Source organism: Aeribacillus sp. FSL W8-0870 (assembly GCF_037963755.1).
GTDB classification, from domain to species: Bacteria; Bacillota; Bacilli; order Bacillales; family Aeribacillaceae; genus Aeribacillus; species Aeribacillus composti.
Genome location: NZ_CP150165.1, coordinates 202,184 through 224,086, shown reverse-complemented (window position 1 = coordinate 224,086; position 21,903 = coordinate 202,184). Strand labels below are relative to the sequence as shown.

Sequence of the window (21,903 nt, the reverse complement as noted above, 5' to 3'; positions counted from 1 at the left end):
AGCTAAACCAATTGCAATGCATCTTTGTCCGCAATGATTGTCACATTGTTATGAAGCTTTAGTAAGGATGCCGGGAAATCTTCATTTACTTCGCCATTTACTAGTCTTGCAATTGCTTCTGCTTTTGATGTGCCTGATGCTAGTAAAATAATTTCCTTGCTTTCCATGATCGTTGCAATTCCCATTGTGATCGCATGAGCAGGCACGTCTTCTATAGAAGGAAAAAATCGAGCATTTGCTTTTCGTGTACTTTCAGTTAGTGCTACGACATGAGTGCGGCTTTTAAACGAAGTTCCCGGTTCATTGAAGCCGATGTGACCGTTATGGCCGATTCCCAAAAGCTGAACGTCCACACCGCCAAGTTTTTGAACGACGCTCTCAAATCGTGAACATTCGAGTTGAAGATCTTTCGCCATCCCGTCCGGAATGTAAGTCTGTTCATGCGGGATATCAATATGGTTGAACAATTGTTCACACATGAAATAATGATAGCTGTTTGGATCGTTTCGGTCGATTCCGCTGTATTCATCAAGATTGACGGTTGTGACTTGTTTATAAGTTGTTCCGTTCGTTTTGTGGTCTTCAATTAATTTTTTATAAACGCCTATAGGAGTGCTCCCGGTCGCAAGTCCAAGTGTTATTTTTGGATTGATCCTTACCTTTTCAATGATTTTTCTTGCAGCCATATGGCTCATTTCATCATAATTTTCAGCTTTTATAATATTCATTTTACTCAGTTCTCTCCTCCCTTTTTATATGCTAATTTTCCGCGGCAGAAAGTCGTAAACACTTCATTGTTTTCATCAAGAATGACGATATCAGCGTCTTTTCCGGGTGCCAAGCTTCCTTTACGGTCATAGACACCCATTTGTTTCGCCGGGTTTACGCTTGCCAGCTGAATAGCTTCTAAAAGTGAAATCCCTGTGAATTGTATCATATTTTGAATCGAATCTTTCATTTTTAAAATGCTTCCGGCGAGGGTTCCGTTTTCTAACAGTGCTTTCCCATCTTTTACGGTCACATCCTGGCCTCCGAGGTCATATGTTCCATTTTTTAAACACTTCGCCCTCATAGAATCTGTAATTAAAATCATTCGGTCTGTTCCTTTTGTCTGCAAAGAAAGTTGAATCATTTCAGGACAGACATGAATTCCGTCTGCAATGATTTCGACCATCAATTGTTTCAGTAGAAGAGCTGCTCCTGCGATTCCGGGCTCGCGATGATGCAGTCCTCTCATTCCGTTAAATAAATGGGTGACATGTTTCGCGCCGGCATCCACAGCCTTTACTGTTTCTTCGTATGTCGCATCCGAATGGCCGATTGAGGCAACGACTCCGGATTGATCCAGATAACGGACAAACTCCAAGCCGTTTTCTTGTTCAGGTGCCATCGTTACAAGTTTTATCCCGTTTTCAGCCAACTCTTGCCATCGTTTAAAAAGGTCAATATCCGGCGCGAGTATATGCTCGACAGGCTGAGCTCCGGCCCGTTTTTCATTGATAAACGGCCCTTCAAGATGAATGCCGAGAATTTCAGCTTCTCCGGCTTCATTATGATGTTTCCGGTAATTTGCAACGTTTTTTAAGGCATCTTCAATGCTCTTTATTTCCTGTGTAATGGTTGTTGCTAAAAAGCTTGTCGTTCCTTCAGCCGGAAGAATGCCCGACATCGTTGATAATGCTTCTGTCGTTGCGTCCATCGTATCTGCTCCACCCGCTCCGTGAATATGAAGATCGATAAAACCGGGAACTGAAATGTATTCTTCTGGCAATTCAATAACCTGTATATCTTTGCTCAGACTGGGAAGGCTGTCTAAATTACCAATATCAATAATTTTGTTACCTTCTATATAGATAAAGCCTTTATTTATGATCTCTTTTTCTAGTGCCACTTTTCCGTTTTTTAAAAGAAGTCGGTTCATAGACTTCATCTCCATTCTTTTGCAGATCTATAGATGGTTAGTAATGAATTTATTTTAAAGAATAAAATCCCTCAATTGCATTCCGCAAATAACCGGAATGCTTTTCTAATAGGTTTATGACATCGTTTCCTTTTAAGCCAGTTACAATTTGTAAAATAGCCGCTTTTGTATTGTAGTTTTGTTCAGCTAGAGCCTTTTTAACTTCCTCTGAATCCGCACCGGTAGCCATTTTAACAATATTTTCAGCCCTTTTAAACAACTTTTCATTCTTCATTTGGACATCAACCATTAAATTACTGTATACTTTTCCCATCTTAATCATAGAAGCTGTTGAAAGCATATTAAGAACAAGTTTTTGTGCTGTTCCGGCTTTCATTCTTGTAGAGCCTGTTATGACTTCAGGACCAACAATCGGGGCAATCGTATATTTTGAGATTTTTTCCATTTTTGAGTCCCTTGTACAAACAACAGAAACAGTTAAGGCTCCTACTTCATTTGCATATTGCAATGCTCCTATTGTATATGGGGTGCGGCCGCTTGCAGCAATTCCAACAACTACATCTTTTTGAGTTAAATGTAAATTCCTTAAGTCATTACTACCTTGCTCCAAATCATCTTCCGCTCCTTCGATGGCTTCGGTTATTGCTTTTTTCCCTCCGGCAATCATTGCGATGACCATATTCGGATCCGTTCCATAAGTAGGAGGGCACTCAGATGCATCAAGGATTCCAATTCTACCTGAGGTTCCGGCCCCAACATAAATTAACCGTCCTCCTTTTTTAAAGGAATCAATAATCAGATCAACGACTTTCGCAATGACTGGAATTTCTCTTGCGATGGCATTTGGAACAAGTGTGTCTTCCTGGTTAATTACAGAAATGATTTCTTCGGTAGACATCAAGTCAATATCCATTGTTTTCGGATTACGTTGTTCCGTGTTTAATTTTGAAATATTCATATTCAATCCCTCACCATAAATTGAAATTTTCCTCCGGCTTTTATGAATGATAGAAGGGGGAGATCCTCTTCGATAACATGTCCAATTACATTTACACGATCATCTTTTGGCAAATCATGAATGGTAATTTGCAGTTCTCCTGCATAGCGTCCATATAATTGATTATCAATGGTAATCGTTCCTCTCTTCCGCTCCATCTGATTTGATGGTGCAATAAGTACAGTACCTTTTTGAGCATAGGAACGGGATTCAACTGAACGAATTACATCCCTGGCTGGATCCATTCGATTTGTATGGATCTGGTTAAATAATTGCTTCTCGATTCGGTCATTAATAGGCTTCATTCTTAATGGAATCATACCGTTTCCGATAATTGATAAGCGATTTAGAGTATCATTTGTAACAGAAAGATCGCCAATTAGAACCTTGTCTGTATCGTATGAATGGAATAATTCAGCTGCAGCAGTAACAGGTGATGCGGTCCTGTGCTTTTCCAAGGTCGGCAATCCGGCATAGACAGGTCCCCGCATCTCTTTATCTCCCGGGATAAAGGCTACTGTTGTGAAACCTTTCGATTTTAAAAACCGGTTTCTGTTCATGAGAAAGTTAGTGTCTAATCCAGTTTCTGGACGGGGGTAAAAATTGTGCCACGCTTCGACATTCTTAACGATAAGCCCTTTGTTTATCAAGATGTCAATTTCCGTCTCTGATACGGTGCTTGCATTAATACCGACTTTCATTTTTTTCGAAAGCTCAACAATCTCCTCGGATGTAAATCCATAATCAACACGGATTCCCGTCAGTCCCCATTGAACCAATTCATCCAACGACTGAAAATCCAGGCCGAGATAGCCTAGAGATTTCGGGGAAACGTCTGCGAAAAGCTCCATGTTAAACTTTTTCGCCAAGCTTCCTAAATCTTTGAGAAGATATAGGTAAGTGTTTGGATCATCCTCAGGAATATGAAGGGATGTAAAAATAGAACGCAATCCCAGAGATGCTGCTTTTTCAATCCATTGAACGTTCTGTATTGTCCGTTCTTCACTTAAATAAATGGAGATTCCGATCATATGATCACCTCATTATAGTCAGAATTTTACGAAAATGAATCAATACGGAAAGAAGGAGGAATTATGTATCCTCCTTCAAAAAATAAGTTTATCAGCTAGATATTTTTCGCCATTTCTTCTTTAAATCCAAATATCCAGGTAAAAATAAATCCGAAGAAATAAGCAACGAGTAATCCTAACAGATAAAGAATAATTTGATCCGTGTGTACAAGGAAAGCTAACGGAATTCCCGAGACTCCAATTGCGATGGTGGCAATTTTAAAGAATGCCTGAAATGCCCCGCCGACGGCTGCCCCGAGACAAGCTGTTAAGAATGGGCGTCCGAGAGGCAGGGTTACACCGAAAATTAAAGGTTCGCCGATTCCAAGAATTCCAACTGGAAGACCCCCTTTAATTACTTTTTTCAAACGTTCATTTTTCGTTTTAAAGTAAATTGCAAATGCGGCACCAACTTGGCCGGCTCCGCCCATGGCAAGTATCGGGAGTAGAGGGTCATCTCCGATTGTATTGATCAATTCCATATGAACTGGAGTTAGACCCTGATGCAAACCTGTTACAACAAGAGGAAGGAATGTTCCGGCGAGAATAAGCCCTGCAATTATTCCTCCCATATCAATAAGCCCTAAAAGCCCTTTTGTAATCAAGTCAGATATAAAGCCGCCGATAGGCTGCAGGACGATCAGTGTTACGATACCGGTAATGAGTAAAGCTAGAGTCGGCGTGACAATGATATCTACAGCTGAAGGGACAAATTTGCGGATCCGCTTTTCGAGAAACGCGATAAATGCAGCTGCAAGCATGACTCCAATTAAACCGCCTCTTCCCGGCACCAGTTCTTCTCCGAATAATGTAATGTTGGCAAGTCCAGGGTTAATGATTAAAATACCTGCCGCACCGCCAAGAGCAGGAGATCCTCCAAATTCTTTTGCAGTATTAATTCCCACAAAGACACCGAGGTAATTAAATAATCCCCATCCGATAAAGTTTAGTATCTGAATAAGGATTGATTCAGGATCTGCACCTGAACGGACAATTACATTTGTTATTCCAGCAATAAGACCAGAAGCAACAATTGCAGGAATTAATGGAATAAAAATACTGGCAATTCTTCGTAAAAATAACTTGAAAGGAGTTGCGTTTTTCTCTTTCAATTCAGCTTTTGTTTTGGCTGCCAATCCTTCAAAGGGATTATTGTTTTCATCGTCAATGTTCCTTATATTTTGACCTGTTAAGTCTGAAACCTCATTCGCAACCTTAGTGACAATTCCGGGTCCAAGAATAATTTGTAATGTTTCTGCTTCAACTACGCCCATGACACCATCAACATTTTTTAACCCATTGAGGTTTACCTTTTCGTAATCAATAGGTTTAACTCGGAGACGAGTCATGCAGGAAGCAAGATCAGCAATATTTTCCGTTCCACCTAACTGTTCTATAATTTCTTTGGCCAAACGCTCTTCTTTATGCACAGCTTTTCCCCCTTATTGTAAGGATAATCATTTAAACAATATGAATCCGTTTACAATTTCATGTTATCAGCTATTAGTATAGTTGTCTAGACCATTCCAAAAATATTTATCTATCAAACTAGAGCAAAAAGCATTCTAACAATTGGATACTGTATATAACGCAATGAGCAGTAAAAACGAAAAGGCACTGTGTTTTGATGAAAATTTGGTTCAGAGTGAAAAATGCTAAAATAAAAAATGATATATTGGATTGCTGTGATAAAGGAGGTTAAAAGGTTGCCAAAGGTACGAACGAGAGACATAATTGAAAAGTTTCAATTAGAGCTCATCAGCGGAGAAGAGGTGATTAACCGCCCGATCACGACGAGTAATATTTCTCGCCCCGGAATTGAAATGGCCGGGTATTTTGATTATTATCCAGCAGAGAGAGTCGGTGCAGTTCGCAGCCATAAGCGAATTTCCCTTGTCAATTCCTCATGACTTTTTTTGAACATGAACAAAATATTGATTGGAGAAAGAAAGTTGTTTAATCACTTCAAATTCTGGAAATTCTAGTGATATAAAAAGCACTTACGAAACCTCCTTATGTTTGTGTGGTAGCTAACATTATTGCCAGGTTTTCGTAAGTGTTTTCTTCTTTTTTGCCAAAATCACAAAAAGTGGTGATGAATTATACTTATCTTCGGGATATATATTTTTAAAATTTACTAGATTGACAATTACTATGAAATAATATAAAGGAGTGGAATCAAAAAAATGATAATTAGTAGAGAACTAAAATCTAATTCACTTGAAATTTGGAAAATTGAAATACCCTACATAGAAAGTACAAATTTTTTGATTATTGAAGATAAAAAGAGGCCAAGTACATTGAAGGACTATTCTTGGCTTAGTGAAACAGATAAGCAATTTTTTGAGCCGAGAGAAAACTATATAAAGGTTCAATTTATTTCAAATAAAAATATAGAGGAATTAAACATAGAACATAGTGAAATAGCAGCGTTAACCGAAAATTTATTAGGTCATGTAGCACAAGCATATTGTAGTTGGAACTTAGATTTTTTATTTAACATGAATCCAGATGATTATATTCGAGAGGTATTAGAAACATATGGGATTGATAGAGCTGATATTTCAAAATTTAAATATCTTTCCCAGGACTAAAAACCAATTTTAATGGGTTATTTCAATGTTCTTTGGCTTCATCACTTCATTACCTCTGTAAATTGGAGAACCCGATACTTGGATATATTGGGGGTTATTGAAAAAAATAATGACGAAAATAAAATTACAGATGAACAATTACAGACTTTGATAAAAGCAGAAGAAATAATGAGTCCTATCTTTTACGGAAACGAAAAGAATCAATAGACTTTATTGTATCGAAAAAGAAAATATGGTTAACGATCATGTCATGGAAAGATAAGGTTCTTGGGCTAATCGTTCAGCATTTTTGGGATCCGAAAAATACACCAACTTAAACTTTTTAAAAGGGCTTTCCATCATGTTTCAGTTGTGATTTCGGCTTTGGCTGTTCTATCTTCTTCAATTTATTATAACTCATCAGCAAAGATGATATGATTACTTACAATTACATTTTGTATGTGACTAACTATTTAAGTCAGAAGACATAAAAAGTTCTCTTCTAGCTAGATAAAATTTGGTTGGCGAGCCAAAATACTAGGAGGGGCTTTTTTATACCTCGCTTAAAGCTTTCCGAAAACCATACACCGCTGTGCGTATGGTTTTCATTTAATTAATGATCAATACTGTTATTGAGAGGCAAATTATGAATATCCGCATACAGAATCGATTCGGATAGAGGTACGTATGAAAAAAAGAGGATATATGCTCTTGAAGTTCGAACATATATCCTCGGATTCATATACACTTACAACGCCTAAGCAAGTGCCAAAAGCCAGATGTTATTCTTTTAAATGGTACGGAAGCGTTGCAATGACGATGTCTTTTTTCAGGATCAAAAAGAATCTTAAAAAGATCGCTGTTTGGTTATGAAGTAAAGTATGCCACCATTTTTTCACAATAAATTGCGGCATTAAAATAGTTATGGTTGCTCCTTTTGTTTCTTTTTCTACTTTATTAATGTAATCCAATAATGGAGAAAGGATTGTCCGATAAGGTGAATAAATAATTTTCAGCTCGATATCTGGATACAACTTATACCATTTGTCGCGTATTTTCTGTTCTTCTTCTTCGGCAAAAACAATTGTAATGGCTGTAATATCGTCTGAAATACTTTTTGCATATTGTACAGATTGATCAACGACTTTACTAATGCCTGAAATCGGGATGATCACCTTCGGAGTCACAATTTCTTTTGTTTCAGTCCGATCACTTTTATCCAATTTTAATTGCTGAGCTAATGTTTCATAATGAGCATGAATTTTGTTAAACAAGACAACGATTAATGGAATGGCTACAATCACTAACCATGCACCGTGTGTAAATTTCGCTATAACGGTAATGATCGTTACTAATCCTGTAGCAATTGTTCCAGTGATAATGATCGACAATGTGGCCATATTGCTTTTCGATTTTTCTTTCCATATTTTTTTAATCATACCGTATTGACCGATCGTAAAGGAAAGAAATACTCCGACTGCATACAGCGGGATCAGAGAATGTGTTTTACCATGGAATACGATAATTAAAATGATCGCTAAAATACTTAAGAGAATAATTCCATTGGAAAACACCAAACGATCTCCTCGCGCTGCTAAACTTCTCGGCAAATAACGGTCAGTAGCTATAATCGAAACAAGCTGCGGAAATCCGGCAAAACTTGTATTCGCAGCTAATACTAAAATTAACATGGTGATCATTTGAAAAATATAAAATAATATGCTATTGCCAAAGACGTGACTTCCAATTTGAGAAATGACAGTCTTATGTTCGGCTGGAGTCACTCCGAAGCCTGCACTTAAAATTGTAATACCTAGAAACATGATGCCTAACAGTAAAGACATCCATCCCATTGTAATTGCAGCATTTTTGGAACTGTTAGGTCTAAACGATGGCACACCGTTGCTAATGGCTTCCACTCCTGTCATTGCTGAACAACCGGATGAAAAAGCCCTTAATAAAATAAACACGCCGTATCCACTAGTGAAGAAATGTTCAGGTGTAGCGTGATTTGCATAATTAAAACCATGCCATCCTTCATTATATAATTTCCATCCTCCTGCAATAATGAGAACTAGTACTGAAATAATAAATAAATAGGTTGGATAGGCAAATACAGTGGCTGATTCGGTAATTCCTCGCAAATTTAAAATCATGAGCAATAATACAAGAGCGACGGCTATTTCCACTTTCCAAGTAAGCAAGGCTGGAAAAGCAGAAGTAAGAGCCGCAACGGCTGAGCTAATACTAACCGCAACCGTAAGAACATAATCAATCATTAATGCTGCGCCTGCTACTAGGCTTGTGGTGGTATTGATGTGGTCTCTTGCCACTACATAAGCTCCGCCTCCTGATGGGAAGGCATAAATGATTTGTCTATAGGATAAAGTCACAATGACTAAAAGCCCTACAATCGCCAAAGCTATGGGTAAGGAATAAAAAAACACGCTGGTTCCTAATATCATCAATACTAATAATATTTCTTCTGTTGCATACGCAACGGAAGACAATGCATCCGAAGAAAATACCGCCAATGCTTTCCATTTTGGTAATTTTTCATGTTTCAATCGTTTCGTTTCCATTGGCGAACCGATGAATAACCGTTTCAAATAAGCCATTTTCAAGACTCCTTCTTTCTTAAAAATATTAGGCTTTTCCTCTCCTTATAGCTTGATGAACTGTATGGACTTTTATGTGCATCTTCATAAACATAAAAAACCACTGAGGATGCACTCAGTGGCCAAAAAGACATCATTCAACTTACATCCCTCCCAAAACGCTTACGAGGTTAGCTGTCGGATTAGGACTATGAGAGTAGCCCCTCCTTTTTCAAGGATTCACCCCAAGTAACAAAACGTTACAAAATGGTTCCCCCGCTCCTTAAAAGGATTCAGCGATTTAATCATATTCAATTTTACAGAAATTATCTTACTCAGTTTATGAAAAGTTGTAAAGAGACAAATAATCGTTGCCATGTAAATGGGTAAGGCGTTAAAACTTTTATATCGCCCTGATTTTTAAACAATTATTATATATTTTTAAACAGTTTTATTATTCGTGTACAAAATTATCTAGTTTTGTAAAAAATTTCGATTAAATTTACTGAATAAAACATCAATGCTTCTTTCCAAGTTCCGTAGGTTATAGTATAGGCTGTATCAATAGTGGTTTATTTGGCACTCACCCCTCTTATAAAATAAAAAAAGAAACCTTGAAAGAGTGTCGCACACTCATTCAAGGTGTTTATAATTACTTATATTGTACGGTTCCTAAAAATCTAAACTGATTTTTTTCATTGACATTTCCATTATATTGAAAGTTATAAAGTAAAATAACTGAGTTCGCTTCTTGATTTAAACGCTCACCGCAAAGCTCTATAAATTTTGGAATTATCTCCTCATCATAAGAAAAACCTTCAAGTAGAACACGTAAATCATTCGATGGTTCATCATAGAATTCTACTTCTCTAAAATCTTCATTATAGTAATCAATGTTAAAGTCTTTTTCAAATTCGGAAGATAGTAAATCTCCATCTTCTGTATAACTATTCAAAATATAGTTTTGAAGATCCTTATATGACTTAGAGTTGCCAATAAATAATGATACAAACCCTTCCTTTTCCATATATTTCATACTCCTCCTTAGCTTTTTTACGGTCTAAGACTTTCCGGTAAAGATTCCACTCCACCTTCTAGTCTATAATTAACCCAATTTTGGAGTCGTCTCTTAAATGTTGCATAATCTGGTGAAGAATCAATAATCTCTAACAATTCATTATGAGCTTTCGTAGAACCCTTCCCGCCATGAACTCCTTTTGGATTAACAAACTTCACATCTTCTATAGCAGTTCTTAATTCCTTAATTTGTTCTGCTGTTATACCCCACCGTTTAAAAGTAGGAGCTCGAGATACTAAATGCCACTCATGAAATCCACCTGGATGTCTAAGTCTACTTTCAATGGCTTTTCTTAACCTAGGGTCAGACCATACTTTATCAAACTTATCAGGAGCTAGTGAATTAAACCATCTATTAAATTCACCATTCTTTACAGATGGAACTGAATTAAGATTAACAGTACCCTTAGGAAATTATAAAAATGTGGTGTTATGTCAAGAAAACGGACACGTTAAACAGAGAGAAATAGCTGAATTTAGGCAGCTACTTTTCTCTGATTAGCGTAGTAAGCAGCTTCAAATTCACATGGCGATACATAGCCAAGGGCTGAATGACTTCTTTTGCGGTTGTAGAAGCATTCGATGTACTCAAAAACGGCTTGTTTCGCTTCTTTTCGCGTGCGGAATCGATTCAGATAAATACACTCTTTCTTGATAAGGCTATGAAATGACTCTATACAAGCATTGTCGTAACAGTTCCCACGTCTCGACATGCTCACTTGAAAATGATGTTCCTGTAAAAGTCGCTGATAGTCATTCGAAGCATACTGGCTTCCACGATCCGAATGATGAATCACTCGTCCCGTTGGTTTTTCGCTGTTTAGAGCCCGTTGTAACGCTTTGATGACTAACTCTTTCGTCATTCGTGTATCGATATACCATCCTACAATCTTACGAGTATGTAAATCCATGATACTCGCTAAATACAACCAGCCTTCGTCGGTAGGAATGTACGTAATATCTGCCATCCATATTTCATTCGGAGCCGTTGCTTGGAAGTTCTGTTTCAATAGATTGGCATATAACGTTGTAAGGATGGTTACTGTTCGTAGTGGCTTTGAATTTACGGACGGTAATGGATCTCAAGCCTTCTTCGCTCATGATGCGAGCGACCGTCTTTTGAGACACACGAATCCCTTCGAATTTGTTGAGTGCGTTGTTCTTTTCGTTCTTTCTGTTTACTTTTCGCACACTTGAGCCAGTCGTAATACCCACTTCTTGAAACACCGAAAACTTGGCACATCTTCACAACAAGAAATTCATTACGGTGTTGAAAAATGAAGGCGTAAATTACTTCTGGTTTCTGGTGAAGATGCCTAACGCCTTTTTTAGGATCGCTAATTCCTCCTCCAACTCTTGATTGCGACGGCGTAACTCGATGATTTCTTGATTTTGTGGCTTGATGTTGCCTGAACCTACAAAGCTTGTTCCATTGCTTTCTTTGTATTCTTTGACCCAATGATGAAGAGTGTTGTAAGCCAAACCTAACTCTTTTGCCACTTGGGCGATGGACTTGTCCCCCTCCAAGCATAACTCAACCGCTTGAATCTTGTATTCTTGATCAAATGTTCTCTTTTTCATGATTGGACACCTCGAACCTATTGTAATTAAGTTTATTATAATCTCCCTGTTCTCCGTGTCCAATTTTTAGACTAACATCAATACAATGGGACATTGAAGTGATGGTCGTGAACAGTGTTAACAGGAGAGAGAGTTTTACACATTTTAACATTAACATTTGATTAGATAAAAAAACCCCAGACGAGCCTTGAGTACTCGTTTTGGGGTAGTATTGTTAGTCTTCATCATCAAATAACAATTCATCCATTCTTTCTCTCTTCAGCAATTTGTCGTGACAACTCGAAACTATTCATAAAATGCTCAAGAGGTAACTCCTTCATTCATCGTCATTATGCTCATAGAGTTTAAAATTTACTTTATCTTTTAAAAACTCCAAAACTAATGCTCTCATTGTCTTCGTTGTTCAAATAATCTACAACCATTAAAGTCTCTTGCTTAATGCCAATCCAAGTATAATTTCTTTTTAATAACTATCTTCAAATAGGCAATGAAATACTGTTACCTTTTCCTCTCTAAGTTCTAACGAAATATTAGGTACTTCTATTTCTAATAAGCTTTTTTCAAGAACTTCTATCCCCTCATTCTCTAATAATTTCAAAATATCTTTGCCGATTTGTTCTGTTTCTTCATCGAATGGCTGGTATTGTTCTTGCATTTCAATCTCTCCATCAACATATTCATACCTAACATATTTTATTGCTGCAAATGGAGCAATTGCCGAAATATAAACCAATAATCCGTTTAAATAAGTGTGTTCTCTGATATATGCTCTAAATTCATCCGTACCAATTTTTATCTTAGGATGGATCGAAGGCATAATATATAATGTGAAACATTTTGAATAATTAAAATCTGTTAAATTCTCAACGTCTATTCCTTTTATTTCATGAGTGATTTTATTAGCCCAAACATTAGTATCGACATAATTCAATAAAACATATCCAAAATCACCATGGTGATATAATTGTTCAATTGTATTTAATACATTTTGTTTCATGATATACCTCCGTTATTTTACTGGGTAACCATGGATGTTTCTTTTTTTATCCATATGAACTTTTACTCTAGTTTCTCCATTCACCCCAATTGGTTTGTGAAAGTCATAAATTTTAACACTACCATCTGGCTTAACTACAGTTCCCTTTACCCATGCTTCTTGAGTCAATTTAACTCCATCTTCTCCTTCTGGCCATTGAGTTTTCTTACCAGGCATACTATCAGGATGACCTAAAACATGCTTTCCTTGCTTACCAGCATCTACTTTTGGTGCTCCCGGAACGCCTGCGTCCACCGTCCCTTGGCTTGGTAGCTTAACAGTTTTACCCGTACCCTTAGGAAATTATAAAAATGTACTTTATAAACGGGTGGCAGTTTCACTAACCACCACCCATTATATCAACTGACTTTCCGTTCAGGCATGATATAAGCGGTCTTGTGTTTCATCATACCATAGATAATATTGACAAGTCCTCTCATAATGCAAATAAGCGCTTGTTGTTTGGTTTTACCTTCTGCTAGCTTTTTCTGATAATACTCGTAAAACACAGGATTTCGAGGAGTTTTACTGCCTTTACAAATATGTATTTTTTGAACAGCCAAGTTATAAAAGATAGTGTATAATTTCCTGTTTCCTTGCCGCCCGAACCCATTCTGACAGGGGCTATACCTGCGTATCTTGCGAGTTTGTCAGAATGAAAGAAACGATGAATATCCCCGATTTCTGCAATGAAAGCGGATGCGGTCACCGTATTAATGCCTGGCATCGTTTCAAGCTGCATCCCTAATGGCTTGATAAGTGCTTTTAACTCTTTATCCACTTTTTTGATTTCTTGCTTCTTAAAGCAAAATGATGTTATGACTAGAAATATACTTTTCTCTAAAGACAAGCATATTTACCTAATTTGTTTACTTATTCCTTCCCAAAGTGATTTGTCCATTTCCATGTATATTCCAGCTTCTTCGATTTTGCTAAAAATATCTTTATCAATAGTGATATCCTCTTGTTCAATTACACTGCATATTGTTTCTAGAGCTAATCCCCACTCTTCATGTTCTATAAACTCTAAAATGTCTTTTTCATCTTTCAATGGAAGATTAGTAATATTTCTTACTATTTCTTTTAAAAGAATATTTAAATTCATAAAATCACCCTCCTAAAATTAGTTATTTAATAGGGAATGCAGTTATTATATCTTTTCCATCTGTAATTACCTTTATTTTAATTCCATCCCTAATTCCTATAACCTCATATCTTTGGACACTCTTAACAACTCTCCCCTCTTCCATTTTAGTGTAGGGTCGGTAGCTATATCTGATACATTGTGCATTACTCTTTCCGCACTCCAGTTTTTAGGGTTTCCAGTTCCAGGCATAAATGCCCACCACCTGTTTTATCTCCGTAAAGTATATGCTTTGTTCGTTTTTTACTAGCTATATTTACAAAATTAGCTTTTCCCTTACCCTTCCCAACCATCCCCAATTTTGCCAACCATGTTCATCGTAGTTTCTTTTACTTCTTCCTTAGCTTTGCTCATCCACATGCGGGGCGCCGGCCGACTCCTGCCAAGGCCGGCTGCCATTGGACAGACGGAACGCTGGCGAGAAGGTCTTCTCATTGCTTCTTGAATGAGTGTATCGTTTAGATAATCAGCCTTAAAATAAAAAACCTTGAAAGGCTTATAGCCTTTCAAGGTTATCAAAAATCATAGTTTAAACTTTCTTAAATACTTTCTATTTCAATGTCTGACTTTATTTTTAAAGCTTTATTTAATGCTTTTTTTAAAATAGTTATTAAATCTTCCCCATCACTTGTAACAAAATAGTTAGATAAGTCTGTAATTTCATCACTTATATTATCTCCCCATGGAGGTGTTTTTGAAAGGTCTTCGATATCCCAAACGACTTGTGATGGACTGTAATTTTTCAAACTTTCTTGAATTTCATCTATTTCTTTAATAACATCTTTAATATATTTATACTCAAGTTTACCATTATATAGTTTGTTTAATAAAAGAGGATACTTTGTTCCCCAACCATTTGGCTCTAAATGATAGCTTACTGTTGAAAAAAACGAATGTAAAAAATCACCATGACCAATTGGATACCAGTAATATTTTACTTTCAAACCTACAGCCAATTCTGTCACCTCACTCATTAGTTTTAAATCTAATATTTACTTTACCATTTGTTTTTTTCATTATTCTATCATACAAATCATCTAGTATTTCTTCCGATACGTTTTGTCCCCGTATATCGATAATAACAGTTTGTTTAGTACCTCTCGGCAAATCACTTAATCGTTTTTCAACTTGGGTAGAAAGTACAATATAATAAAAATAATGTGCCCGTTTAGTATCGTCACAGTCAGTTAAAAGTTTATACCCTCTTTCTCGCCGCGAGAATGCGTTCGCACGTGTTTCAAAGCATACTCGCGAAGGGTATTAGTGTTGTTAATAGTTTCACCATGCATCACAGCCAAACTCATAGTAGGCGGAACCATTATGAAGTCTGAATTAAAATGTTGGTAAAAACGATATATAAATTTTCTCGTAATTGCACTTTATTATTTGATACATCTGTTAGTTTTAAAATAAAAACCTTGAAAGGCATAAAGCCAATCAAGGTTCGATTCTTATTCACTATGAACTTCAAAACAAAAATATCCAAAAGCTAAATCTTCGTCTTTTAATTGCATTTTTCTTTTAGCAATATCAAATAACCTCGGTAAAAGCGTATCTAAATAATCACGATATTTTTCTAATGATAGCTTAAAACTCTCTACATCATTGTGTTGACATAGTGGATATAGTATTTTCCCCATCTCAAATTGCTCAGTAGACACACTTGGATAATGTGCATCCAGGCAATCTAAAATATGTTCTTTCAGTTCTTTCTCATCGAACTGTTCCCTACATTCCAAATAAAACATATATTCATCGAATTCAATCTGCATATTTGCCTTTTCATTAATATAAAATGGATTAATTCTTAAATATTCTGTCGTTGAATTGGATTCAATTATTTTTTCTAAAATAATTTTTAAATCTGTAATTGTTGGATAAAGCCTATATTTTCCGCTGTGATATGTTGTATATTCATAGACTATCTCGTTAATTTTGCCTTCTTTTTTTATTATCATGAAATCACCTCCTATTTAGAAAACGTAGGGTCAAATACCCAATTTGATTTATTTAAATCCGAAACCTGTATTACTTTCCCTGTACCATCATCTACTGCAACATAGTGTATCTTATCTTTATAGTATACAGTTACTGAGTTTCCTGTATATTTGTTTACCGATTTAGCAGTTTTGTATGGATTGTTTATTGCTTTAGCTATACTTTCTTTAGTCCATCCACGCTTGAGCAACTTGATTTTTATATTTTGGCTTTTTAATACTCTTTCAAGGTCTTTAAATTTATGCATTGTGTAACACATTTTTTGCAGCTTCGCTATTTGGCATTATCTTTAATATTTCTTGAGCAATTGCTTTAGCTTCTTCTTTACTAATTAACTTTTCTGGAATGTCATGGAATAACAACAAATGTTCTTTCAAGCTAACATCTTCAGGGCTTAATTCAACTGCTCTTTTAGAATGGTATAATGCACTTGCGTAAGCGTCTGGTAAATGGCACAATGCAGTACTTAATAACTCTGAAGCTAAGTAATGATAATATGCAGTCTCATTATTATTTATCAAATAACAGACAAATGAATAAGCACTTATACTCTCTTCATCAAAACCTAATTCAAGAACAACTTGCTCTAAAGTATTTCTATCTTCATTCTCAATATATTCTTTTGCTTTTTGAAAATCACCCGATGTTATTAATTGCTTTATCTTTTCCTTCATAGTTATTTCACCCACGCATCAGATATTCTTATTGTTCCATCAGGTAGTTTTTTGTATGTCACCTGTACCAATTGTCCATTAACCATTTTAACTCTAGAAGAAACAGATTTATAAGTTATATCTGCACCATTATGTATTACATCGATGATAATTTCTTTTATTTTCCCCCAATTCTTATCAGGCACAAGTTTTTCCCATTGATGATTAGATTTTTTACTTCCATTTATAATATGCTTTATCTGATTACTGTTAAGTTTCCCTATTCCATCATGTACTTTAGAAGAAGGCAATAGCTTAACTTTACCCGTACCCTATGTAGTAATCTTAAAAGCTATTATAAAAAAAGACCACCTATTAAATTACCTTTCGCTCTGTTATATTCGGCAATTGATAAGCGGTTTTATTCTTCATCATGCCATATATAACGTTCACAAGCCTTCTCATGATACAAACCAACACTTGTCCTTTTGTTTTGCCTTCCTTTCGCTTGCGTTGGTAGTATTCATAAAATACAGGATTTCTTGGCTTTTTACTTTCTTTTGCCACTTGTATTTGTTGTATCGCTAATTGATAAAATAACGCATGTAACGTTCGATTGCCTTGTTTGCTTTTGTGGTCTTTTCCTTTTCCTCCAGAGCCAACATGCACAGGCGCAATTCCCGCATAACGAGCAAGTTTATTGGCATTTGGAAAACGCTGAATATCTCCAATCTCGGCAACCAAGGCGGATGCTGTCACTACATCAATCCCCGGCATTGTCTCCAGTTGGTAATCGAGTAATTTCATTAATTTTCTTAGTTCTCCTTCGACCAATGCCATTTCCTGCTTGTTAAGTGAAACCATTAATAATAAAAAGAACCTTGAAAGGCATATAGCCAGTCAAGGTTTTCAATTTATTGTTAAATACCTTATATAATTTTTTAAATCCGGGGAGGAATCCTGAGAAGCATCCTTTCTCAAAAATGGCTTTAAAAATCATCGTAAGCATCACCTAACGGTATAAAATCTTCTTGTAGCCAGTACCAATGTCTACCTCTATTTTCTATCAATCGTTCTAATAAATCGGTAAAAGAAGTCGCTATAATAGAACACTCTCCTACCACCCCATGCCTATCATAAAAGCTGTCATAGCACCTACCGAGCCTACCCGGATTCAAATCAATCGTAATGTACTCTCCATTTCTATCCGTTGCACAGATATACCAATCGGATGAAATATCTTCTTCACATAACTCCCCTACAATAATAGGGTTAGCTAACTGAAAATCCTGAGGAGGGACTATTAAAATGGAATAATCAGCCTTTTCAAATAAAAGCGCCCCCCCACATAACTCATAAAACTTATACACATCATCAGGTAAAATATGCGATGTACTCACATTTGGAATACCAGCTGGAGGATAAACTACACAATCCCCTAAACTTTTTATTTTATTAATTAAATTCTCAATCCTCATTTTTCTTCACTACTCCCGATGAATATATTGATGAAATGCACGATAATACCCTCTTCTAGCAGACTGGGGAACACCAGCAGCATCGAACATTCTCTCTGTTAATTGTTGCATTTCTCTCGGCGAAACTGTTTTCCAATCTACTTTTCCTCCAACGTTTTTACCGGTTTTTTCGTATAACCATTGTCTATATACTGCTTTTGTGACATCATGTTGTGCTTTTGTCAAAGCAACTGTAGGGGTATCAGCACCTCTACTTACATAGTTTGGTACATTATGCTTAGCCCAGACATCTAATATACCATGGTGATTTTCTAGTGGTGCATTGCTTGGACGATACGGTACGACATCATACGGTCTAACATTACCCGTACCCTATGTTGTAATCTTAAAAGTTAAAAATAAAAAACAACCTATCTAAACCCTTATTAAACTACTTCATTCCCTTTCATTTTTGGCATTTGATAAGCTGTTTTGTGCTTCATCATGCCGTAGATAATATTCACAAGTCTTCTCATGATACACACCAATGCTTGTCCCTTTGTTTTCCCTTCTTTAAGCTTGCGTTGGTAGTAAGCATGGAACACAGGGTTCCTCTTCAATTTACTTCCTTTTGCCACTTGTACTTGCTGTACGGCTAGATTGTAAAATAAAGTGTGTAGCGTCCGATTTCCCTGTTTGCTTTTTTGTTCCTTACCTTTCCCACCAGAACCAAAGTAAACAGGTGCAATCCCCGCAAATCGTGCTAATTTGTTAGCATTGGGAAAGCGTCTGATGTCACCTATTTCTGCTATAAATCCAGATGCTGTGACGAGGTCGATGCCCGGCATCGTTTCTAATTGAAAATCTAGTAAACTCATTAACTCTTTTAATTTTCTTTCCACCTTGCCGATTCCCTGCTTTATAAACGAAATCTCTTGCACGATGTTTCTCACGAGAAAGTCTCGTGTATCTTGATGTTCTTTCATTGTATGTCCATCTTCTTTCACAAGCTTTAGTATTTCGTTTGCTTTGTTTACTGAACATGTATTATGACTGACATCTAATAAAAAGCATGTCAACTGTTTCACACTTACTCCGTCTAAACATGAAGGTGACGGGTATCGTTCCCAAAATGCTAATGCCGTTTTTCCATCCACCTCTGAGAAAAACTTTTTGTAGCTTGGATAGTGGTAACTCAATTGAATGTGCAGTTGATTTTTTAAAGCACTTTGTGCTTTGACTAATGCATTTCTTCTTGTCACCAATTGCTGTATTGACCAATATAAGTCATTCGGTTTTGCATCTGGTAAATGGTCTAGTTTGTTGACGAGTATGCGTGCCACACATTCTGCATCCCAGCTATCACTTTTTTGTGTCGTCATGTGACTTTTCCGTTCGGCGAACGACAAAGCCGGATTCACTTCTTTCACGATTTGTTCATGATCCATTAAATATTTCGCTAATGCTCGACCATATCCTCCCACATCTTCTAATCCAAACACAGGTGTTAACTGTTCACCAGCGAGCTGATTCACTTCTAATAAAAACGTAGAGAAAGCAGATGGCTTGTTTTCAATCTGTATTTCCCTAAGCTTCTCCTGCCAACAGTTCATGATGACAGCCGTGTGATGCTGTTTATGTAAGTCAACACCCACATACAAGTACCTCTGCTTTTTGTGCATCGCTCATCCTCCGATTCAGTTGTCAATCATTAGATGAAAATGCCGGCAACCTTAGTTCGAGCGTTCACCTTCTGGTGCGCATTGGTACGAAAGCCTATCCATTTTCAACGTTACATGGTAACCTATAAGAAAATGTGCACTTTTTTTAAATTCATTTGTTAAATTATTGCTTGATGTTTACCATTTGCTTGTATTTGTCCGTATGTGTAAATCCCTTGATAAAATCTTTCTCGATCTAAAATCCGTTTCACTTGTACTTTCGTAAATCGTTTACCTTTTGTTGTTCGATAACCTTCGTCATTTAATGCTTCTGCCAGTCTAGACAAAGACCAATGCTTATATCTTTACTTAAGCTCAAATACTCATTTCACTGCTTCTGCTTGAACATTATGTATCTTGAGTTCCTTTTCGCCTTTTTGCTTAGTGTAACCAAATGTTACCCGACCTCCTGCATATCCTCCTTCCCTTGCTTTTTTATTTCTTCCTTTCGTTAGTTTGAGTGCTATTTCAAGCCGTTGATATTGGTCTAACAATTCCATCAAACCATTTACTAAGAAATCATTTGGGGCTTTTTTATGAATACTGTAAAACGGCTGTTCAATGCTTTTAATATCACAACCATATTTTTTCAGTTCTCGTTGAATCAGTACTTTTACAATATCTGACCGCCATAATCGACTTGTGTTTAGCACTACCACATACTGTATTTGTGTAGACGCAAGATGAGCCAACATCTCCTGTAAGCTCACCCTATCGATTTCTAGTGCTTCTTCGTTTAGTTTTGCGCCACTGATTCCTTCATCTCTAAAAATATGTACCAAGTTCAAGCTATTCTCTTCACAGTATGCTTTGATTTCCTCTTCTTGATATTTTAAACTGTATCCGTCTTTCGCTTGCCCTTGTGTAGAGACTCGTATATACCCGACAACGTTCAACTTTTCACCCTCCCGTTACATAAATTTTAATTTGTGTAACGCTTTTTAAACGAATAGCGAGTATTATACGACCGTCTCAATTAAAAATACAACCCAAAATTTATTGGCCAGCGCTGTCTTCGAACACCTTTTTACGTTCCCCCTTGTTTATCGCCACGAGCTTTGTCATTCTCGTTAGTTTGTTAGCTATGCCATGTCATAACTATCTCTCCTATGTAAAATGTCATCTCGTCTATTTCTCGTTTTTCTCACCCTACCTAAGTATTAAAACAAAACTCCATGATGGTACAGCCTTCATAAGTTTTTAATTCAAATATGACGTTTTTAAACATTTCATACGAAAATGCAAAAAGCACTTGTCGCCTGTAATAGCCAATCAAGTGCTTTAAGTTTATTCGTTATCTAAATTTATCAATCTCTTTAAGGTTTTAAGTTTAATGTACTCTATATCGACAGTATGACATCTTTTTTATTTCTTGACAAGTGTTATGTTTAAACCCTCGAACTTGTTCGCTCTCGTTCATTTGTTGCTTATGCAATGTCATAACAATTCCTGTCTAAAAAATGTCATCTCGCCTAATTCTCGTTCTTATTATCTTACCCTAGTATTAAAACAAAACTCTATGATGGTACAGCCTTCATGAGTTTTTGACTTTTAAAGGGGCATCATTCTGCCCAATTTAAAAACTTTCTTTTTAGATTGCATACCTTAAAAAAGTTTGAAATGCTTATTCAACTAAGCATTTCAAACTTCATATTAGTAGAATGCTCTACTTTAAATATTCAGCTTCCCATTTTTCTTGTTTTTCTACAGGAGAAAGGTGAGAAATATCCTCATATCCATAATTTATCTTCATTTTACCTGTGTTATCTAAAATGAAAGTTAGGTTTGTCCACGGTTCTTGGTCTTGTTCTATAAATTCTTCACGTAACTTAGAAAAACAGTTATACAAATCATTTTCTAACCCATCATACTCTTCTTCATTGACATAAAATAAATCATTTATGTCAAGACTATACACTGGTTTCACTCCATTTTCAGGATAATAGTAGAAAAAAACTTTTTTATAACCTTCTCTTAACTCAGCATACAAATAAATCTTACTCCAATCTTCTGGAATCATCTTAACTAATGTGTTCGCAATTTTTTGATATATTTGCTCCATTTTTTTAGTTTCCAAC

At 36.3% G+C, this 21,903-nt stretch carries 21 protein-coding genes, 6 pseudogenes and 1 riboswitch; of the genes and pseudogenes, 3 read left to right on the top strand and 24 right to left on the bottom strand.

Annotated elements, in window-relative coordinates:
• Positions 1-2: 2 nt before the first annotated feature.
• From nagB to NSU02_RS01225, 5 genes are all read right to left on the bottom strand, one after another.
• Positions 3-728, bottom strand: coding sequence for a glucosamine-6-phosphate deaminase (nagB, locus tag NSU02_RS01245; RefSeq protein ID WP_311066756.1), 726 nt, complete (start codon positions 726-728; stop codon positions 3-5).
• 5 nt (positions 729-733) lie between these two features.
• Positions 734-1,921, bottom strand: a complete 1,188-nt coding sequence (nagA, locus tag NSU02_RS01240) for an N-acetylglucosamine-6-phosphate deacetylase (RefSeq protein WP_339193877.1) — start codon at positions 1,919-1,921, stop codon at positions 734-736.
• A gap of 49 nt (positions 1,922-1,970) precedes the next feature.
• On the bottom strand, positions 1,971-2,879 hold the full coding sequence (gene murQ / locus NSU02_RS01235) for an N-acetylmuramic acid 6-phosphate etherase (RefSeq protein WP_327847848.1): 909 nt from the start codon (positions 2,877-2,879) through the stop codon (positions 1,971-1,973).
• A 2-nt stretch (positions 2,880-2,881) separates the two neighbouring features.
• A complete protein-coding gene (locus NSU02_RS01230) occupies positions 2,882-3,949 on the bottom strand; it encodes a MupG family TIM beta-alpha barrel fold protein (RefSeq protein WP_327847849.1) in 1,068 nt (355 codons plus the stop codon).
• A 95-nt stretch (positions 3,950-4,044) separates the two neighbouring features.
• A complete protein-coding gene (locus tag NSU02_RS01225) occupies positions 4,045-5,418 on the bottom strand; it encodes a PTS transporter subunit EIIC (protein WP_327847850.1) in 1,374 nt (457 codons plus the stop codon).
• A gap of 276 nt (positions 5,419-5,694) precedes the next feature.
• Here NSU02_RS01225 and NSU02_RS01220 point away from each other — a divergent pair.
• From NSU02_RS01220 to NSU02_RS01210, 3 genes and pseudogenes are all read left to right on the top strand, one after another.
• Positions 5,695-5,850 (top strand): annotated as a pseudogene (locus NSU02_RS01220) (HPr kinase/phosphorylase); the annotation flags it as partial.
• 324 nt (positions 5,851-6,174) lie between these two features.
• The gene (locus NSU02_RS01215) at positions 6,175-6,582 is read left to right on the top strand and encodes a hypothetical protein (RefSeq protein WP_339193875.1); all 408 of its coding nucleotides are present in this window, start codon (positions 6,175-6,177) and stop codon (positions 6,580-6,582) included.
• A 78-nt stretch (positions 6,583-6,660) separates the two neighbouring features.
• Positions 6,661-6,789 carry a hypothetical protein gene (locus NSU02_RS01210; RefSeq protein WP_339193873.1) on the top strand — a complete coding sequence of 43 codons (129 nt, stop codon included), beginning with the start codon at positions 6,661-6,663 and terminating at the stop codon, positions 6,787-6,789.
• A gap of 554 nt (positions 6,790-7,343) precedes the next feature.
• Here NSU02_RS01210 and NSU02_RS01205 read toward each other — a convergent pair.
• The 19 genes and pseudogenes from NSU02_RS01205 to NSU02_RS01115 form a co-directional block, all read right to left on the bottom strand.
• Positions 7,344-9,179: an APC family permease gene (locus tag NSU02_RS01205; RefSeq protein WP_339193871.1), complete on the bottom strand. Its 1,836-nt coding sequence runs from the start codon at positions 9,177-9,179 to the stop codon at positions 7,344-7,346.
• A gap of 144 nt (positions 9,180-9,323) precedes the next feature.
• Positions 9,324-9,467, bottom strand: a riboswitch (cyclic di-AMP (ydaO/yuaA leader).
• A 343-nt stretch (positions 9,468-9,810) separates the two neighbouring features.
• Positions 9,811-10,185: an immunity 22 family protein gene (locus tag NSU02_RS01200; protein ID WP_339193869.1), complete on the bottom strand. Its 375-nt coding sequence runs from the start codon at positions 10,183-10,185 to the stop codon at positions 9,811-9,813.
• A 526-nt stretch (positions 10,186-10,711) separates the two neighbouring features.
• Positions 10,712-11,816 (bottom strand): annotated as a pseudogene (locus NSU02_RS01195) (IS3 family transposase).
• Positions 11,817-12,279: 463 nt separating this feature from the next.
• The gene (locus NSU02_RS01190; protein ID WP_339193867.1) at positions 12,280-12,813 is read right to left on the bottom strand and encodes a hypothetical protein; all 534 of its coding nucleotides are present in this window, start codon (positions 12,811-12,813) and stop codon (positions 12,280-12,282) included.
• Between the two features lie 12 nt (positions 12,814-12,825).
• Complete coding sequence (locus tag NSU02_RS01185; protein WP_339193865.1) at positions 12,826-13,107, bottom strand: hypothetical protein; 282 nt, start codon at positions 13,105-13,107, stop codon at positions 12,826-12,828.
• 104 nt (positions 13,108-13,211) lie between these two features.
• Positions 13,212-13,657, bottom strand: a pseudogene (locus NSU02_RS01180) (transposase); the annotation flags it as partial.
• 51 nt (positions 13,658-13,708) lie between these two features.
• Positions 13,709-13,957, bottom strand: a complete 249-nt coding sequence (locus NSU02_RS01175; protein WP_003251249.1) for a MafI family immunity protein — start codon at positions 13,955-13,957, stop codon at positions 13,709-13,711.
• Positions 13,958-14,272: 315 nt separating this feature from the next.
• Positions 14,273-14,431 (bottom strand): hypothetical protein, encoded by a 159-nt coding sequence (locus tag NSU02_RS01170; protein ID WP_235600496.1) that lies wholly within the window; start codon positions 14,429-14,431, stop codon positions 14,273-14,275.
• Positions 14,432-14,535: 104 nt separating this feature from the next.
• Positions 14,536-14,952 (bottom strand): immunity 70 family protein, encoded by a 417-nt coding sequence (locus NSU02_RS01165; protein WP_181556890.1) that lies wholly within the window; start codon positions 14,950-14,952, stop codon positions 14,536-14,538.
• Positions 14,953-15,447: 495 nt separating this feature from the next.
• On the bottom strand, positions 15,448-15,954 hold the full coding sequence (locus NSU02_RS01160; RefSeq protein WP_063389141.1) for a hypothetical protein: 507 nt from the start codon (positions 15,952-15,954) through the stop codon (positions 15,448-15,450).
• A gap of 11 nt (positions 15,955-15,965) precedes the next feature.
• Entirely contained in the window at positions 15,966-16,241 is a 276-nt protein-coding gene (locus NSU02_RS01155) for a colicin E5-related ribonuclease (protein ID WP_339193857.1), read from the bottom strand.
• Positions 16,234-16,668 (bottom strand): hypothetical protein, encoded by a 435-nt coding sequence (locus NSU02_RS01150; RefSeq protein WP_063389142.1) that lies wholly within the window; start codon positions 16,666-16,668, stop codon positions 16,234-16,236. Before NSU02_RS01150 ends, NSU02_RS01155 begins: the two co-directional genes overlap by 8 nt.
• 2 nt (positions 16,669-16,670) lie before the next feature.
• The gene (locus tag NSU02_RS01145; protein ID WP_339193853.1) at positions 16,671-16,958 is read right to left on the bottom strand and encodes a polymorphic toxin type 35 domain-containing protein; all 288 of its coding nucleotides are present in this window, start codon (positions 16,956-16,958) and stop codon (positions 16,671-16,673) included.
• Positions 16,959-17,022: 64 nt separating this feature from the next.
• A pseudogene (locus NSU02_RS01140) lies at positions 17,023-17,478 on the bottom strand (transposase); the annotation flags it as partial.
• Positions 17,479-17,636: 158 nt separating this feature from the next.
• Positions 17,637-18,125: an SMI1/KNR4 family protein gene (locus NSU02_RS01135; RefSeq protein ID WP_144598439.1), complete on the bottom strand. Its 489-nt coding sequence runs from the start codon at positions 18,123-18,125 to the stop codon at positions 17,637-17,639.
• A 9-nt stretch (positions 18,126-18,134) separates the two neighbouring features.
• Positions 18,135-18,485, bottom strand: a pseudogene (locus tag NSU02_RS01130) (hypothetical protein); the annotation flags it as partial.
• Positions 18,486-18,550: 65 nt separating this feature from the next.
• Entirely contained in the window at positions 18,551-19,786 is a 1,236-nt protein-coding gene (locus tag NSU02_RS01125) for an IS110 family transposase (RefSeq protein ID WP_144598441.1), read from the bottom strand.
• Between the two features lie 158 nt (positions 19,787-19,944).
• Positions 19,945-20,721 (bottom strand): annotated as a pseudogene (locus NSU02_RS01120) (recombinase family protein).
• A 770-nt stretch (positions 20,722-21,491) separates the two neighbouring features.
• Positions 21,492-21,902: an immunity protein YezG family protein gene (locus NSU02_RS01115; protein ID WP_144598442.1), complete on the bottom strand. Its 411-nt coding sequence runs from the start codon at positions 21,900-21,902 to the stop codon at positions 21,492-21,494.
• Position 21,903: the final 1 nt, after the last annotated feature.

What these genes read in the sequence shown, in the direction of transcription:
- nagB (WP_311066756.1), bottom strand. Translation starts at nt 728, where the DNA reads ATGAATATTATAAAAGCTGAAAATTATGATGAAATGAGCCATATGGCT.
- nagA (WP_339193877.1), bottom strand. Translation starts at nt 1,921, where the DNA reads ATGAACCGACTTCTTTTAAAAAACGGAAAAGTGGCACTAGAAAAAGAG.
- murQ (WP_327847848.1), bottom strand. Translation starts at nt 2,879, where the DNA reads ATGAATATTTCAAAATTAAACACGGAACAACGTAATCCGAAAACAATG.
- NSU02_RS01230 (WP_327847849.1), bottom strand. Translation starts at nt 3,949, where the DNA reads ATGATCGGAATCTCCATTTATTTAAGTGAAGAACGGACAATACAGAAC.
- NSU02_RS01215 (WP_339193875.1), top strand. Translation starts at nt 6,175, where the DNA reads ATGATAATTAGTAGAGAACTAAAATCTAATTCACTTGAAATTTGGAAA.
- NSU02_RS01205 (WP_339193871.1), bottom strand. Translation starts at nt 9,179, where the DNA reads ATGGCTTATTTGAAACGGTTATTCATCGGTTCGCCAATGGAAACGAAA.
- NSU02_RS01200 (WP_339193869.1), bottom strand. Translation starts at nt 10,185, where the DNA reads ATGGAAAAGGAAGGGTTTGTATCATTATTTATTGGCAACTCTAAGTCA.
- NSU02_RS01190 (WP_339193867.1), bottom strand. Translation starts at nt 12,813, where the DNA reads ATGAAACAAAATGTATTAAATACAATTGAACAATTATATCACCATGGT.
- NSU02_RS01175 (WP_003251249.1), bottom strand. Translation starts at nt 13,957, where the DNA reads ATGAATTTAAATATTCTTTTAAAAGAAATAGTAAGAAATATTACTAAT.
- NSU02_RS01170 (WP_235600496.1), bottom strand. Translation starts at nt 14,431, where the DNA reads ATGAGAAGACCTTCTCGCCAGCGTTCCGTCTGTCCAATGGCAGCCGGC.
- NSU02_RS01160 (WP_063389141.1), bottom strand. Translation starts at nt 15,954, where the DNA reads ATGATAATAAAAAAAGAAGGCAAAATTAACGAGATAGTCTATGAATAT.
- NSU02_RS01155 (WP_339193857.1), bottom strand. Translation starts at nt 16,241, where the DNA reads ATGCATAAATTTAAAGACCTTGAAAGAGTATTAAAAAGCCAAAATATA.
- NSU02_RS01150 (WP_063389142.1), bottom strand. Translation starts at nt 16,668, where the DNA reads ATGAAGGAAAAGATAAAGCAATTAATAACATCGGGTGATTTTCAAAAA.
- NSU02_RS01135 (WP_144598439.1), bottom strand. Translation starts at nt 18,125, where the DNA reads ATGAGGATTGAGAATTTAATTAATAAAATAAAAAGTTTAGGGGATTGT.
- NSU02_RS01125 (WP_144598441.1), bottom strand. Translation starts at nt 19,786, where the DNA reads ATGCACAAAAAGCAGAGGTACTTGTATGTGGGTGTTGACTTACATAAA.